Here is a 16,727-nt window from a genome sequence, read left to right as displayed (position 1 = left end):
TTGTACATCTTGCCATCAACAATAAGCAAAAATGTGGTCCCAATCTGATCACGCTAAAGCGATGTCAGAACCCTCCTCTGAGTCTATCAATGCCGATTTAACGCAAACTTATGCTGATCAATACAATAATCATTTTTCAATAAAAAAAGAGCAAAATACTTTTTATGCGTTATTGACCGAGCAGGGAATAAACCGAAAGTTTAAAATTGAAAAAACCTTCGGTCATTACCCATTACAGCAATACTTAGTAGCCACTGGAAATGGTCATTTACAAGTACTGCCTTACTCATGGGATGCTCGACCCAAAGAGCAAGATGGACAACGCTGGTTTCATATCAACCAAGGCGTCACCGATAAGCTCGATACAGAAAATCGTTATCATTGGCAACAGCCCTTACAAAATTGGAATGGTATGTGTGCTGATTGCCATTCTAGTCAGCTGCAGCGTAACTTTGATAGTGATAACAATTTATTTAATAGCGCGTGGAAAGAGATAAATGTCGGTTGTTTATCGTGCCATAATGAACATGCACCAAACTATACTGCGAGTAATAAACCGACAGGTACGTGGCAGCGAGATACAACAGGCAAGGTCGCTAAGTGGATTGGTGAACCGAGAAATACACAGACAATCGAAACTTGTTTTTCTTGCCATAGTTTACGCGAGCCATTAACCGATGGGTTTAGTGCGCAAGGGCATTATCTCGATAAGCACAGCCCCAGTTTACTCGAACTACCTTTCTATTATCCCGATGGACAGATTAAAGATGAAGTGTATGTCTACGGATCATTTATGCAGAGTAAAATGGCTCAAGCAGGAGTGAATTGCTTAGACTGCCATGATAAGCACAACATGAAGGTAAAAGTTCAAGGTGATGGTTTATGTTTATCGTGTCATTCTGCCGATGAGTACTTCACAAACAAGCATAATAAGCACCAAGGAAGCACAGACTCTACGCAATGCGTTGACTGCCATATGCCAGAAACAACTTACATGGGGGTGGACGCGAGACGAGATCATAGTTTTATCATCCCTAACGCACCACTCGCACATGCATATCAAAGCCCTGATGTGTGTTTATCCTGTCATACAGATAAAAATAAGCAATGGTCGATAAACGCTTATAAAAGTTTATTTGGAGAGGTGCCGCCTCGTTCAGATAGCAGCCATACTTTTGCTCTCGCTCGGGCTGGAAAACTCAGCGAGCATAATAAATTATGGTTGGTGATAAACGATATTAACTTCCCCGTTATTAAGCGAGCTGCAACATTGATGCTGCTGCCACAATTATTTACGCAGTTAACAGGGGAGCAATTAACACCTTATTTAAATTCAAAGGAAGAACTGATCCGACTGGCTGCGACTAAAATAAGCTCGCTATTAACGGAACAAGATAAAGCCAAATATCTTGGTCTTCGGCTAACTGACCCGCGTAAAGCCGTTAGAGTCGAAGCGGTAAAGCAGTTACTTTATAACCCGATCCCAGAACGATGGCATAAACAGTTCATCGCGGCTGTTGATGAGTTTAATATAATGCAAGACCAGTCATTATGGCGCGCGGAGGGGTTACTTAACCAAGCAGATAAATGGCTAGGAGGTAACGAACCTGCTAAAGCTATTGCATTGTATTTAGCTGCAATTAAGCGCGACCCCTATTTTGATGGATCTTACATTAATTTAGCTGAATTATACCGTCAGTTAGGGAAGAAAAATTTAGAACAAAGTATTTATGCTAAGGCGATTAACAACAAGATAGCCACACCAGCAATGCATTTCTCATTTGGATTATTTTTTATCAGACAAGGTAAATTGCAAGAAAGTGTGTTGCTGCTGAGTCAAGCAGCGCAAGCAGATGCGAGTAACAGCCACTATCGTTATATTTATCTATTGAGCTTGCAAAAAATGGGTTACATAGCGAAATACAATATTGAGCTTAACAAAGCGAGAACCGATTTTCCTAAACAAGCGATTTTCTTTTCTGTTAACTCGCTGTAACAATCTGCTACAGTGAACAAGCTAAAACGCAGCTGTCTATGTTACATATTAAGGTTATCGTATGAATGATAAATTACGCCTTCGGGCACTTGAGCGAAATGATCTGCGCTTTGTTCATAATTTAAATAATAATCGCAGTATTATGTCGTATTGGTTTGAAGAGCCATACGAATCATTTGATGAACTTGAAGAGCTTTACAATCGGCACATTCACGATAATGCCGAACGTCGTTTTGTGGTTGAAAATGCTAAAAAAGAGCTAGTAGGTTTAGTGGAACTAATCGAAATTGATTACATTCATCGTCGAGCTGAGTTCCAAATTATTATTAATACCGAACATCAAGGTAAAGGCTTCGCTAGAGAGTTAATTAATAGAGCATTGGATTACTCCTTCACTATCTTGAATTTGCACAAAGTGTATTTAGTCGTAGCAACAGAAAATGAAAAGGCAATTCATTTGTATGAAGATTGCGGCTTTGTAGAAGAGGGTTACTTTATCAAAGAGATATTCATTAACGGTCAATATCGAGATGTAAAACGCATGTATATTTTGCAAGATAAGTATCTGCAAATACCTAGCCGTTAAGCGCAATATAGACATAGATAGCAATAGGACACTATGCAAAACCTACTGGATACAGTGAACAATACGGTTAAAAATACAGTTAATAGCACTCGCGAAAAGCATGAATTACCTTTTACTGTGTACTCCTCAGTCAAAGAGCAAAAGCTGTTAAATGTCCCGATTGTGAAACCATTATTAATTGTTATTCTTAACGGCGATAAAGCGCTTGGCAAGGATAGTGAATTAATTTGTCATGCGGGTGATTTTATATTTTTGTCCGATAGCTCGACGATCACCATCCGCAATATACCTAAAAATAAAGAATATTTGGCCTTGTTAATTGAATTTGATTATCAAGACTTTGATGGTCTGCAAATTAGCGAATTTAATCAGAAAAATTATTATATTGGTAAAACTACACCGATATTAGCTATCTGTTTACAGCAATTTGTCGAAAGTGCTGAGTGGGCTCCAAAACCAGTGTTGTCGTTACGTAAAAAAGAAATTATCGCGTTATTGTGTCATCTGGGTCATCAAGAAATTTTATCCATGGTTGGCAATCCCCAAATTGGTAATCGGTTGCATGATATGTTTTGTGCGCAGGGTTTTAATACACTAACCATTGAACATATTTGTGAGCAGTTGGCAATGAGTGAATCTACGTTACGTCGCAAATTGAAATTAGAAGGCACCAGTGTGCAAGAAATTAAGGATCAAGCTAGACTAGGGCTAGGTTTAGATTTGTTGCAAACCACGCATCATGCTATTGGTCTGATTGCGGAAAAATGTGGTTACCAATCGCAATCACGTTTTACAGATCGTTTTAAGGGTCGTTTTGGGTTAACCCCTTCTGAGTTGCGAAAAACTAAAATGGCGGGTTAGGGCGAAAGATTGATGGTTTTTGGTCTAAATTAGCTTAAAAAAAAAGACTAACATAGGCATTCAATCAATTAGCTGTGAATAAGGATTATTATGCGTCATACACTTAAACTTCTTACGGTTCTATCACTTAGTATCTCGGCCTCGGCATTGGCTGGCTCTTTTACTGTATCGAGCCAAGATATTGCTCAAGGTGAGATGATGGCTAAAGCTCAGGTATATAATGGCTTTGGTTGCGCTGGTGGTGATTTATCGCCACAGCTTAAATGGTCTAATGCACCAAGCGGCACAAAAAGTTTTGCTATCACGGCTTATGATCCAGATGCGCCGACAGGTAGTGGTTGGTGGCATTGGCAAATTGTTAATATCCCGGTGACAGTAACGGAAATCGCAACGGGAGCGGGTGCCACAAACAGTAATATAGCGCCCGTTGGTAGTTCACAAGTACAAAATGATTATGGTGGTCGAGGTTTTGGTGGTGTTTGCCCACCATCTGGAGACCAGGCTCATCATTACCAATTTACAGTACATGCGCTATCGGTAGAGAAATTGGAGTTACCGGCTGATGCTTCAGGCGCTCTGGCGGGTTACATGATTAATGCTAACACCATTGGTTCTACTACCATTGAAGCGTTATATAAAAGAGATTAGCTTTCTCATAACAGACTGTTATGAAAACTTAACAGTCTTATTCGACTTCAGTGTTGATTGCTAATATCATCGGAAAAGATCTTTGACGTTGTTTGTTTTAGGTGTAAATTTATTGACTGGAACTTAGTTTATAAAAGCAAAAGGGAAGTTTTAATTATGACAAGTCGAGTATACGTTTTAGCGCAATTTAAACCAAAAGCAGGCAAGGAAGATGAGTTATTTGAAATTTTGAAAGCATTAGAACCGGATTCATATCGAGAGGAAGGTTGTATTCAATATATGCTGACTCGTCAGATTAGCCATCCAAGTGCAACCAATAGTGAATATTCAATTGCTTTTAACGAAATTTGGAAAAATGCCGAAGCTTGGACTGCACATGGAAATCGCAAACAGATCCAACATTTTTTCGAGACGCAAGTACAAGCTGAGACGGGGCTAGTTGCTGACGTTATGGTAACGGCTTATACAGATGAAGGTAATCATTACGATCATCCTGTTTATGCATAACTAGAATATTGGAATAAACAATAAACAATAAACAATAAACAATAAAAAAAACCTGAGTATGATACTCAGGTTTATGATTAACTTATTCGCTGAAATGATTAAGCTGGAAATTAATACATCAAGGTATACAGCTTACGACGGTAATCAGCCACAACGGCTGCATCTGTCATTACTGATAATAATTCTAAATAAACCTTTCTTGCGCCACCTTCTAAGAAGTCATACTCGGTAGTTAAGATCTTGTATAAAAGTGCCATTGCATCATTATGCTTGTTAGCAATCTGCAGCTGTATAGCAAGGTCATAGGCTATTTGTAAGTCATCTGGATTTACTTGATGCGCAGTCGTTAACGCAATGATCTCTGGCGTCTCAGCTGATTTCTTGGCAGTGTTCAAATGTGAACGCAAAGTCTGATATTGGTTACTTTGTTGCTCTTCTTCAGCAAAGGTATCGAGCAGTGCTTCAGCCGCTTCTACTTGGTGTGAACCCAATAGTGCTTGAGCGTAAGCAATTTTGATATCAGTATTATCAGGTGCGAGTTCGTAAGCTTGGCCCATTAGCGGCACTGCTTCGGCAAACTTGCTGTCCATTAATAGCATTTGTGCTTGTTGTAATAAAATCTGTTCTTGTTGTGGTAAATGACGGTTGATGATCTCACGGATTGCCGCTTCTTCTTGCTCGCCAACAAAGCTATCAACAGGCTTGCCGTCTTTAAAAATAGCCACGGTTGGTAAACTCTTAATACCAAATTGCTGCACAAGTTCAGGATGACGGTCGCAATTAAGTCGCGCTAGAATGATTTGGCCATTTAAGCTTTGCGCGATGTTTAATAGACGGGCACTGACTTGGTTTTCTGGTGCGCGTTCAGACCAGAAATCAATGACGATTGGTTGTGAGTATTTGCCTTGTAGCAAGATCTCTTGAAAATTTTCACTGGTAAGGTCAAGGATATAATTCTGCACTGATTAGCTCCATCAAATTGCGTGTCGGTATAAAGATTGTTTATGAAAGATATATGGGGATAAAGTTAGCATAATCAAGTCTGCAATAACTGCTTATCAGTGTGATGTAGATCACTGTCGTAAAAACAAAATCAGCATATATTCAAGGCCACCGTTTATAAGGATGAGTAAATCGTTATTTATAAACGCGATCAATTGTGCTTTGCTTGCTTCTCATCCGAATGTTGGTTCAGAAAAATAGACGGCTCTAAGGAAACATAATGCACTATAAAGATTTAAATTTACTTAAGCTGCTTATTATTCTAAATGAAGAAAGGCAAACCGTATTAGCGGCAAAGCGAATGAACTTAAGTCAACCAACCATCAGCATTATGCTCAAAAAGTTACGAGACCAATTTGATGATCCATTATTTATTCGTGATAAAAACAACCTGATACCAACTGTAAAATGTGCGCATATTTTATTAACACTCCCCGATATTCTGGGGCAGCTTGATAAGTTATATAGTGATAATATGGCATGGGATATATCTCAACTTAATGGTGAACTGCATCTTTTACTCTCACCGCCACTGGTCTCTACATTAGGCTCTCAGTTAGTTAAGCGGTTAACCTTATTGGCTCCTGAACTCACAGTGCAATGTTCACATTGGAGTATTAATACCCCCCAAAAACTTGAGATGAACTCTCACCAGCATTTCGGTATTACTTATTTACCAATGGAGACCAATAAAACATTAATGGAGCAAGAAGTTGGCAGTGATACCTTTGCATTTGTAGTTCGTAACGATCACCCTCTCACTGAAGCAACAATCAATAATCTTCTGCCTTATCCCATGTCTATTTGCATTATCCCTGGCGTTACCGGTCCTTCTAAAGCGGAGCAATTGATTCGTCATTTCAAACTAAAAAAGAAAATTAATTTAAGAACCAGTGATGTCTCTTTAATGACTAACTTAATGAAGGAGAGTGATTATATCGGCATCATGCCGTGTTCTCTTCAAAACTCGATTGGAGATGGTTTCCGTTTCTTATCTCTGCCTCCCGAATTAGTACCAAAAAGCTATCAACGCAAGATTTCTTTTTTCTGTCATCAAATGAATCGTAAACAGCCGCTTACTGAGTGGTTAATAAAAGAGATAAAAGGTATTTTAAAAACACTATAGCTGTTTATTTTTATAATCTAACGCTATCTTTATTAAAAATAGCAATAGAGAGTATAGAGATAATTTTTAATCAAAAAACGTAAGCTGTTCCTATCATTTGAAGGAGCCGCTGATGTTTAAAAAACAAATTACTACCGCCATCGTTACAAGTATTTTAATGAGCTCGCTGAGTATTAATGCTCAGGAATTTAAATCACCCGTACCGACACCCTCACTACAAATACAGCACGATCAAGCAACGACTTGGCTTGATCAAGAAAGTTATTTACTCGCAACCAATGCGTATTTATGGGGTTCGACACTCGTTCGTATGGAACAGATCGCTCGCCAATATACGGATATGTCTCAAGCTCAAAATGATACCAGCTACCGAGCACCTTTAAATCATTTTGGTCATGCTCGTCGGCTTCCAACAGATCAAGATACGGACATGCCAACGGCCAATCGAGACACATTATATTCAAGTGCAATTGTCGATATTTCAAATGAACCCATGATTCTCTCTACCCCTACAGTAAAAGATCGTTACTTTGTTATCGATATGTTTGATATGTGGCATAACTTGTTTAAGTACGTAGGAACACGAGCAACGGGAGAGACATCTCAAGAGATCATGATTGTGCCACCTTATTGGCAAGGAGATGTACCTAAAGGTATCACGGTAGTTGAAGCACCAACCACAAAAGTCTGGTTATGGGGTCGTACTCAAGTATTTGGTGAAAAAGATTACCCAACGGTTCATGCTATACAAGATCAATACACGTTAACGCCACTCAGCAAATATCTCTCGCAAGATCCAGCGGAATTAATCTCACCAGTATTGCCCCCACAAGTGGGAGAAGTAAATGACCCGCTGCGTTTTTATGAGGAACTTGGCGCTTACCTAAAAGTTAATCCTATCCCTAAGCGTCAACAGGCATTGTTAGGTCAATTCAATAAAATTGGACTAAGTAAAAATGGTTTTGACCGCTCAAAATTAACCCTTACGATGAAATTGCAACTTGAAAAAGCGGTTAAAGATGGTCAGGAAATAGTTTCGGCTCAAAGTTCAAATCCTGTCACTTTGAAAATGAAAGATGGTTGGTATTACTCTTTTGTTCTTGACCAGTTTGGCGATGATAATGCACTCAGATCACTGATAGCACAACCTTATTTAGGAGGGCAGGGCGCGAAAGAAGCTATGTACCCAATTACTTATACTGACTCAAAAGGAAAATTGTTATCTGGTCATAGTCAATACTCGATGCATTTTAAAACAGTGCCACCAGTTGATTCATTTTGGTCTATCACCGTATATGACGCAAAAACAAAAATGCTGATTGGTAATGAAATACAACGTTTTAACATTAATGACCAGACACCGATTCAGAAAAATAAAGACGGTTCTTTTGACTTAATGTTGTCTCACCAAAAACCAAGTAACAGCAAGCAGTTTACTAATTGGTTACCAATCTCAACAGGCAACTTCTACGTTATTACACGTTTATATATTCCTTCACAAGAAATTCTCGATATGAAGTGGACTGTGCCCCCAATTAATCCAATGAAGTAAAACGCAGACCCATTATCGAGACCATTATTTTTTACTTATAGGTACTTTGAAATGAAAACAAAAATCATTGCAAAAACAGCCTTAGCCCTCGCTGTTACTTCCTTTTGCGCTCATGCGGCTCAAACTCAACCAAACATAATTACTATCATGGTTGATGATGTTAGCCCAATGGATATTTCCGCCTATCACCGTGGTTTAGGGGCGATTGAAACCCCTAATATTGACCGGATTGCCAAACGCGGCATGATGGTGAGTGATTATTATGCTCAAGGTAGTTCAACGGCAGGCCGAAGCGCGTTTATTACGGGTCAATATCCATTTAGAACCGGCTTAACGACGGTTGGCCAACCGGGATCAAACATAGGCCTACAAAAAGAAGATCCTACTCTTGCTGATATGCTTAAAGCGAAAGGCTACGACACTATTCATGTCGGGAAAAGTCACTTAGGTGATCGCAATAAGTTCTTACCAACCGTACATGGTTTTGATGAGTTCTATGGTTTCTTATATCACCTAAATGTAATGGAAATGCCAGAGCAACCCAATTTCCCTAAAGATCCCGATTTTGTTGGCCGCCCTCGCAACATGGTTCACAGCTTTGCCACCAATAAATACGACAAAACAGTGCAGCCTCGTTGGGGGGTAGTTGGAAAACAACGTATTGAAGATAAAGGTCCTCTGGGTTCTGAACGCATGAAAACCATTGATGACGAATTTGTAAAATTCTCTACCGATTGGTTAGACCAGCACGAAACGAAAACACCAGATAAACCTTTCTTTATGTGGTTTAACCCATCACGTATGCATCAACAAATACACGTAAAAGATGAGTATTTAGGGGCAAGTGGTCACACCGAATATTTCGACGCACTAAAAGAATTGGATGACCAAATTGGGGTGTTGTTGAATAAACTCGATGCCCTTGGTGAAACTGACAACACCATCATTATGTTCACTGCTGATAATGGTATTAACCTTGATCATTGGCCAATGGCAGGAAGTGCAGAATTCCGAGGTCAAAAAGGGACAACATGGGATGGGGCTTTCCGAGTACCAATGCTGATTAGCTGGCCTGGACACATTCCAGAAGGGGAGTACACCAGTGGTTTCATGACTTCTGAAGATTGGCTTCCAACCCTAATGGCTGCAGCAACAGGTGATACAAAGGTTAAACAAGACCTTTTAAAAGGCACGAAAATAGGGGATACCAATTATAAAGTGCATTTAGATGGTTACAACCAAATGGACATGCTAACCAAGAAAGGACTAAGTAAACGTCATGAATTTTATTTCTACAACGAACAAAGTTTAAATGCCGTTCGTGTAGATAACTGGAAAGTCCACTTGAAAACAAAAACGGAATGGACTGAACCAGCTAAAGCATGGCCTCTTGGTATTATCCTTGATATTAAAGCAGATCCATTCGAGCGCAGCATTGATACTAATGGTTGGTTCTTGTGGATGAAAGAACGTTCATGGGTCGTTCCAACCATACAAAAATCGATTGTTGGATATCAGCAATCTCTGAAAGCCTTCCCACCGCGTCAAAAATCAGGTGGCATTGGAATGTCAGATAACTCAGTGAAGTAATCAAACAATAACCAGAAGAGGAGCATTATTGCTCCTCTTCTATTATCCATCATGTTTATATTGAGGATTATCATGAAACACTTACCACACTCTCTTTTGCTTATTGCACTGATTCCTTTTTATTCAAGCGCTAACGATGAATCCCAACGTCACGATGACGTTGATATGTCAGACCCTATGGCTGTTTATACTGGCGGTGATATTAAAGCTGGAGATAAAGGGCTTGGAGGCTCATTGCAATTCTCTGTGGGTAAAAATGATTGGGCAGCAATGGGTAAAATAGAAGGAACAAATAATTTTGAAACCTATAGATCTCGTATTTTTACGCCTAATAAAAAAACGGGCACCGGTATTTATATTGATTCAGGAAAAGACGATCACCTGGAGGGCATCAGCTCAAACTATGCGACAGTTGGTCTGCTGCAAGTGATTCCCGTTAATAATAAATTGAAACTCTACGCGGGTATAACCTATGGGAAATCATGGGAGTCAAATCATCTATATAAAGACACTAACCTCATTAATACTCAAGTCTATGCAAAATATAATATCAATGAAAAATTCTTTATTCTGGCCTCGCCACAATATCAATACGGATTAAACGGTGAAGAATTTAGAGATTTTTATGCCGAATTCAATGTGGGATATAAAATAAATAAAAATAACGTCATTACTTTTACTGGCAGTACCGATAAACAAACATGGATCACCTATAAATTTAAGATATAACAATAAAAATATGTTGCCATTAACATAATGGCAATATATTTTAAGTGCCTTTAAGAATGAAATTAGAGTGGCATATTCAACTTAAGATTGACGGTGTATCATTTGTTATTTAAACGCCATATTCATCGTAATACCAATAAACTGGTTGGCGTTATCAAACTGGCCAGTCATACCGCTGCTATTAATTTCGGGTTCGCCATAATCAACATAGCTGTAATAAGTATTAAATGTGACATCTTTTGTCCATTGATAAGTAGCCCCAACACTATAGCGATGTTGGGTGTCAACTGGCAGATCAGCACCTTGGTATTCAGGAACATCTAATGGCGATGTTGCATAGCCAATCCCCGTTTCTAAACGTAACCGTGCGGTTAATTGATAACGAGCACCAACCGAACCTGTCCATACATCATCAAAATTACGTTCTATTTGGGATACATCATTGTCATTAATCGAGATTTGTGTCGAATCGTTTCCGCTCCACTGTTCAAAGCCTAAACTCCAAACCAGACTTAATGGCTGAGTCAGTTGGTGCAAACCTGAAATCTCAAGTTGACGAGGGTTTAAAACGTTTAAGCCCGCCTCACCAGACATTGCTGGAATAGGGATCGAGATATAGGGGTGGCTTGGCTTATGAGCAATCATTGATTCAGTATTAATGGCTCCGGTTAAATCATGATTCATACGAGAACGATAGGCGATACCCAAGCGGTTATTCTTATCCAACTGATACATGACACCCAAATTGTAGCCTAGTGTCCAACTGTCTGTTTCAATATTACCTTGGTCATATAAAATATTTTCTTCAAAACTGGCATAGTCAATTTGCAATCCCGCGCCAATAGATAACGTATCATTTACTTGATAAGAAGCACTTGGATTAAATTGAATTACAGATAACTTGAGATCATTTAAGGTTAACGCACCGGCGTAATCATGACCATAATCAAGGGCACTTCCCCCTTGAGCTGACACGCTTATGCCTAGATGCACATCATCATTAAGTTGATGGACATAATATAGCGAACCATAGGGCTGAAGGCCTCCGGCATTACCACTGCTGTCTTTCGGACTGTTCGCATCATTATAATAAATACTAAGATCCATAAGTGCGGTATTAATGCTGAGTGCATTACCTTCAATGTAACTCATTCCCGCAGGGTTCGAATACGTAACAGATGCATTCTCAGCCAATACAGCACTGCCTGCGCCTGCGGTGCTTACCGTCATTTTGCTCATCTCCTGCACTAAGGTACCGGCTGAATTTGCCTGGAATGAAAGTAATAATGCAGAACTTAATAAGGTTAAAGAATGGTTTTTTTTTATCATCAATACACTCTTTTAAAAGATAAATAACTTACTGTTTTATCACTTGAGGAAGTGCATACGAATTATCTAGTACTGCTTGTGTCGGTTCGTATAAACGCATGTGTAAATAGAAGTCATCTTTAGGTGCAGGCAACCAATTACAGCTCGAATCTGTTGGTTTAAGGTTTTGGATACATACCGTTAAAGAACCATCTTTGTTGTACGTCAGCTCATCTTTACGATTTGTCGATATGGAGTAGCGGTCAATGCTATTTGGTATCATAAAGAGGTTTTTCGCATCATACATAGTTAATGACCAAAACGCTTTTGCAGGTGCATCGGCAGTCATTGTCATACGATAGTTATTGTTCCCTGTGAGTTGTTGATTTTTAGAGTCGGTATAACGATTTGGATACAGCGCGCGCTCTTTGGTGTTCAATCCTGCTGCACGGAAGTTGATACTTGCTCGGCTCAGGAAATCATTACCATATTTACCGCCCTCGAACATCATCGACCAACCATTATTCTTGATACCTAAATCACGACTCGCGTATTGAATGATTTGAGGCGCGGCGTTCAATGCTCGCATGAGTCCTTTTTTCTGATCAACGGTTAAGTTATCCGGATTAAAAGACTCGTCACCGCCAATACCAATGTATCTGAATTGATCCACAATCGCCGCATCAGCAGCAATTGGATTATGACGTAATTCACTGTCGATCAACTTAAACCAATCCAGCCCTTGAGGGCGAGGGACTGGAGAAATGCCTGTTTTTGCATGAGTCAGTTTAACCGGTTTATGTACTTGTCCAAATTCAGATAATGGGTAATTAATAAAGCCATCGTGCACTTTTAGTGCGGCAGTTAAGTCTTTATCGCCTGACACACCCGTTCGTTGAATGTACCAAACTAATGGCGTTCTTGACTTAATAACACCATCAATACCATCGGGAATACCACCTTTAACGCCTTTCCAATCCTTATTCACGAGAAGGAACTTACCGCCATTTTTACCGACATTGTTTTCTATAAGGTTTCCTACCGCTTCAGAATAATCATCAAGCAATTGCACAATAAAATAACGATTATTGGTTGGTGGGATTTCGATAACCAATGGACCTGTATCATTTAAATTAATGTGTGATTGAGAGTAAAGAGTATCATTATTGACGGTTGGTACGACTTTGTCTTCAGGTCCTGCAAGTCGGAGAGTTTTCCCCATCATATTTAAAGGCGCAGCTCCATTATCCATTGGGATCGTCACGTTAGTTGATGCGGCTCTTACTTGAGCTACGGTTAATGGTCCTGCGCCATAAATAAAGGCCTGTAATCCTAAATTATAAGCTAATTCCTCTTGGGGATTAATTGACGTTAATTCATTAGCAAACACCACTGTACTACTTAACAAACTGCTCGCTATTACGGTTGCTATGATCGCTTTTTTCATCGTGACACCTCAAATAATAAAGACTAATTCAGACTAACGGCTCTTTATAAATAAGGAAAATTGTAAGAATGAATAACCTCTATTAAAAAATGCAATTCGACTATGACTATGTAATTCATTAAATTAATAGATGTAACTTATGACTTATAAACAAGGTAATCAATGTTATGTCTACGCCTAATGTCACTACTACAACGCCTTACAGTCTGTTTATAAAATCTGAAAGTGCAAAATGTAATTTAGATTGTCACTACTGCTATTACCTCAAAAATGAAGATAAAAAAAAGCCAGGTATGGATAGCGAGACATTAGAAAAAATGATCGTTAATCATATGCAATCTCAACCCATCCAAACGCCTGTTATTGATTTTATTTGGCACGGTGGGGAACCGATGATGAGAGGTCTAGATTTTTACCAATCAGCCATTCAATTACAGCAGCAGCAAGGTTCAAGTACGCCTATTAAAAATACCATTCAAACTAATGGCACCTTAATTAATGACCGTTGGGCCTCCTTTTTTTCTGTTCATCATTTTTTGGTCGGGATCAGTATTGATGGTCCTCAGCTCATTAATGATATTGCGAGAATCGATAAATCAGGAAACTCTTCGTTTGAACGAACCATGCGTGGTATACGTCATTTGAAAGCTCATAACGTCGAATTCAATACTCTTACGGTTATTAATAATAAAAGTTACAAACACGGCAACGCTATTTATAATTTTTTAAAAGACAATGGCAGCACATACTTGCAATTCCAGCCCTGTATCGATCATGAAATGGACCGTCGTTTTGATTACGATTGGACTTTATCAGGCAAGCAATGGGGACAATTTTTGTGTGATGTGTTTGATGAATGGGCAGCTAATGATATTGGTGAAATCTATGTTCAATTCTTTGAAAATTGTTTAATGATCCTGATGGGACAGCAAAGCCAAATGTGTCACCATGCTGATACTTGCGGGCAACAATTAATGATGGAGTCTAACGGTGACGTATTCAGTTGTGATCATTACGGTTACGATGACTACAAGGTGGGTAATATTCATCATGACAACGCGTTATTAGCGGATATGGTTAGTTCTGCAGAACAAAAAAAATTCGGGCAAGATAAACATGATTCTCTAAGCCAAAAATGTTTACGCTGTGATTTTAAACCATTATGTAATGGCGGATGCCCAAAAAATAGAGTCCGTAAAACCAGCAACGGAGAAGAGCATAACGTTTTATGCGAGGGTTATGAGGTGTTTTTTAAACACGCATTACCAATGATGCTAAAAATGGTTGATGCGATGAAACAAGGGGATTCACCGGTTCATTACCCAATGTTTTAAAAAACGATGTTAAATTAGCTGTGTACTGTGTTTAGGGATACCACTTGTGTATTTTCTTTTACTTAGTCACTTTACACTTAATCAGTGGGATCGCGGTTCAATTGCTGTTTCTAAAAAGTAGGTATTAATTATATATCTGGGACTTACGAAACGAATCAAGTCAAGTCTAAGATAGAGACATAGATCACTGTCGTAAAAACAAAATCAGCATATGTTCAAGGGTCACCGTTTTTAAGGATGTGATCTAGGATGAGTAAATCTTTATTTGTAAACGGTATCAGTTGTACTTTATTGGCTTGTTTAAATTTAACCTCTGCTGCTGCGAGTAATAGTACGGTAGTGACACAAGCCAGTAGTTACACTACAGCACTGGCGACGAATCAAGCACCGTCAGTCACCAATGCCGCAGTGAAATTATTATACCAAGGCAGTTTTGGCCCGACACCTGAAACACTGTTAAGTGCACAACAAGTCACACGTCAGCAGTGGATCGCGACGCAGATGCAATTAGCACCAAGCTGGCATTATCCTTTAACGACACAATACTGTGATGGTTCGATTACCCCCACAACAAATATAGTCGATGGCTCTGACAGTGCTAATACGAGCAAGGTGGAAAACAAAAAGTCGCCGAATCCTCGCGCCTGTTTAAAAGCCCAAGAATCGGTTTGGTTAGAACATGCGCTAACGGCCCAAGATCAATTACGTCAGCGCGTAGCGTTCGCCTTATCGCAGATACTAGTGGTATCAAGTCAAGAGCCACCATTAGCTAAATACGGCGATGGCTTAGCTTGGTATTACGATTTATTAGTCAAACATAGCTTTGGTAATTATCGTGACTTATTGCAAGACGTCACCTTGTCACCGGCGATGGGCGTTTATCTTTCGATGCAAGGTAATCGTAAAGCCAATCTCAACAACAACACCTTTCCTGATGAAAACTATGCCCGAGAGGTGATGCAATTATTCAGTATTGGTTTGTATCAATTAGATATCAGTGGACAAGCTATTTTAGATAAGCAGGGCAATAAGCTCCCGAGCTATCAACAAGCGGATGTTGAAAACTTAGCGCGCGTATTTACCGGTTGGGATCTGGTTGAAAACAAACGTTATGGTAATCGTCGTACTGGTCGTTATGATACCTTTATGGAATTGTCGCCAAAGCAGCACGACTACAACGAGAAAGAATTATTCGGTGAATCGATTAAAGCGGGAATGAAAGCGGATAAAGAGCTATCAGCAAGTTTAGATTTATTGTTTAACCACCCCAATGTTGGTCCTTTTATTAGTCGCCAATTGATTCAACGCTTGGTGTCATCTAATCCTTCTCCCGAATATATTAAACGTATCGCCAGCATATTTAATGATAATGGCGAAGGTGTTCGTGGGGACTTAGGTGCTGTCGTCCAAGCTATTTTACTTGATGATGATGCCCAAGGATCGATAACTTCACCTGCCTTAAAATTAAAAGAACCGCTGTTAAATTACATTGGTTTCTTGCGGGCATTTTCAGCAACGCCAAAATCAGCACACTATCAATTACGTCAGCTAAACGGCACGTTTGGTCAAGGGGCAATGCGATCTGATTCTGTGTTTAATTTTTATCAGCCAGATTTCACACCTAACTATTCTGCGAACGAGAGCCTAAATTACCTTGTCGATAGTGGCAGCAATGATTCTGCGAGTACTGTTCCTGCAAGTATAGTGCCGATTGATCAGCAAATGATAACGGTGGCACCAGAAGCGCAGATCATGGTTGATCCGCTGCTTATCAAGCAACTGTCTTTAATGTTTAAACAAACTATGTCAAACAAGACGAGTTTCAATTTAGATTTTACTGAGCCCTTAGCGCTTGCAGATAACAGTGTTGATATGTTGGAGTATCTTGACCAACTATTATTGGCAGGAAAAATGACAGCAGCATTTAAAACGCAGTTACAGTCACATTTAAGCAATATTAAAGATCAGAAAAGGCAGTTAAAAGAAGCAATTTATTTAATTGTTAGCTCTGCTGATTACGCAGTGCAGCCTTAGGAGTCAT

14 protein-coding genes are annotated in these 16,727 nt (G+C 39.4%); 11 read left to right on the top strand and 3 right to left on the bottom strand.

Features of this window, described 5'->3' with window-relative positions:
• Positions 1 to 31 precede the first annotated feature (31 nt).
• From CXF93_RS00625 to CXF93_RS00605, 5 genes are all read left to right on the top strand, one after another.
• Positions 32 to 1,996: a hypothetical protein gene (locus CXF93_RS00625; protein WP_101060377.1), complete on the top strand. Its 1,965-nt coding sequence runs from the start codon at positions 32 to 34 to the stop codon at positions 1,994 to 1,996.
• 61 nt (positions 1,997 to 2,057) lie between these two features.
• Positions 2,058 to 2,582 carry a spermidine N1-acetyltransferase gene (speG, locus tag CXF93_RS00620; protein ID WP_101060375.1) on the top strand — a complete coding sequence of 175 codons (525 nt, stop codon included), beginning with the start codon at positions 2,058 to 2,060 and terminating at the stop codon, positions 2,580 to 2,582.
• A 33-nt stretch (positions 2,583 to 2,615) separates the two neighbouring features.
• Positions 2,616 to 3,443, top strand: coding sequence for a helix-turn-helix domain-containing protein (locus CXF93_RS00615; protein ID WP_101060373.1), 828 nt, complete (start codon positions 2,616 to 2,618; stop codon positions 3,441 to 3,443).
• Between the two features lie 90 nt (positions 3,444 to 3,533).
• Positions 3,534 to 4,091 (top strand): YbhB/YbcL family Raf kinase inhibitor-like protein, encoded by a 558-nt coding sequence (locus tag CXF93_RS00610; protein ID WP_101060371.1) that lies wholly within the window; start codon positions 3,534 to 3,536, stop codon positions 4,089 to 4,091.
• A 156-nt stretch (positions 4,092 to 4,247) separates the two neighbouring features.
• Entirely contained in the window at positions 4,248 to 4,598 is a 351-nt protein-coding gene (locus tag CXF93_RS00605; protein ID WP_101060369.1) for a putative quinol monooxygenase, read from the top strand.
• Between the two features lie 110 nt (positions 4,599 to 4,708).
• On the opposite strand, the gene CXF93_RS00600 is transcribed toward CXF93_RS00605, so the two are convergent.
• Positions 4,709 to 5,560 carry a tetratricopeptide repeat protein gene (locus tag CXF93_RS00600; protein ID WP_101060367.1) on the bottom strand — a complete coding sequence of 284 codons (852 nt, stop codon included), beginning with the start codon at positions 5,558 to 5,560 and terminating at the stop codon, positions 4,709 to 4,711.
• Positions 5,561 to 5,820: 260 nt separating this feature from the next.
• Here CXF93_RS00600 and CXF93_RS00595 point away from each other — a divergent pair, with 260 nt between their 5' ends.
• The 4 genes from CXF93_RS00595 (at position 5,821) to CXF93_RS00580 (ending at position 10,597) form a co-directional block, all read left to right on the top strand.
• Positions 5,821 to 6,726 carry a LysR family transcriptional regulator gene (locus CXF93_RS00595; RefSeq protein WP_101060365.1) on the top strand — a complete coding sequence of 302 codons (906 nt, stop codon included), beginning with the start codon at positions 5,821 to 5,823 and terminating at the stop codon, positions 6,724 to 6,726.
• 112 nt (positions 6,727 to 6,838) lie between these two features.
• Positions 6,839 to 8,278, top strand: coding sequence for a DUF1254 domain-containing protein (locus CXF93_RS00590; protein ID WP_101060363.1), 1,440 nt, complete (start codon positions 6,839 to 6,841; stop codon positions 8,276 to 8,278).
• Between the two features lie 51 nt (positions 8,279 to 8,329).
• Positions 8,330 to 9,868, top strand: a complete 1,539-nt coding sequence (locus tag CXF93_RS00585; protein ID WP_101060361.1) for a sulfatase-like hydrolase/transferase — start codon at positions 8,330 to 8,332, stop codon at positions 9,866 to 9,868.
• A 72-nt stretch (positions 9,869 to 9,940) separates the two neighbouring features.
• Entirely contained in the window at positions 9,941 to 10,597 is a 657-nt protein-coding gene (locus CXF93_RS00580) for a hypothetical protein (protein WP_101060359.1), read from the top strand.
• 105 nt (positions 10,598 to 10,702) lie between these two features.
• Here CXF93_RS00580 and CXF93_RS00575 read toward each other — a convergent pair whose 3' ends face one another.
• On the bottom strand, positions 10,703 to 11,926 hold the full coding sequence (locus CXF93_RS00575; protein WP_198551553.1) for an OmpP1/FadL family transporter: 1,224 nt from the start codon (positions 11,924 to 11,926) through the stop codon (positions 10,703 to 10,705).
• A gap of 28 nt (positions 11,927 to 11,954) precedes the next feature.
• The gene (locus CXF93_RS00570; protein WP_101060357.1) at positions 11,955 to 13,352 is read right to left on the bottom strand and encodes a DUF1254 domain-containing protein; all 1,398 of its coding nucleotides are present in this window, start codon (positions 13,350 to 13,352) and stop codon (positions 11,955 to 11,957) included.
• 167 nt (positions 13,353 to 13,519) lie between these two features.
• Between CXF93_RS00570 and CXF93_RS00565 the strand changes: the two genes are divergently transcribed.
• Together CXF93_RS00565 and CXF93_RS00560 are read left to right on the top strand one after the other, a co-directional pair.
• The gene (locus CXF93_RS00565) at positions 13,520 to 14,686 is read left to right on the top strand and encodes an anaerobic sulfatase maturase (RefSeq protein ID WP_101060355.1); all 1,167 of its coding nucleotides are present in this window, start codon (positions 13,520 to 13,522) and stop codon (positions 14,684 to 14,686) included.
• Positions 14,687 to 14,935: 249 nt separating this feature from the next.
• Positions 14,936 to 16,720: a DUF1800 family protein gene (locus CXF93_RS00560; protein ID WP_101060353.1), complete on the top strand. Its 1,785-nt coding sequence runs from the start codon at positions 14,936 to 14,938 to the stop codon at positions 16,718 to 16,720.
• Positions 16,721 to 16,727 lie beyond the last annotated feature (7 nt).

Origin of the sequence: Moritella sp. Urea-trap-13, from assembly GCF_002836355.1 — a bacterium.
GTDB lineage: Bacteria > Pseudomonadota > Gammaproteobacteria > Enterobacterales > Moritellaceae > Moritella.
Note: the sequence above shows the minus strand (reverse complement) of the source record. Positions and strands in the feature narration are given on the sequence as shown.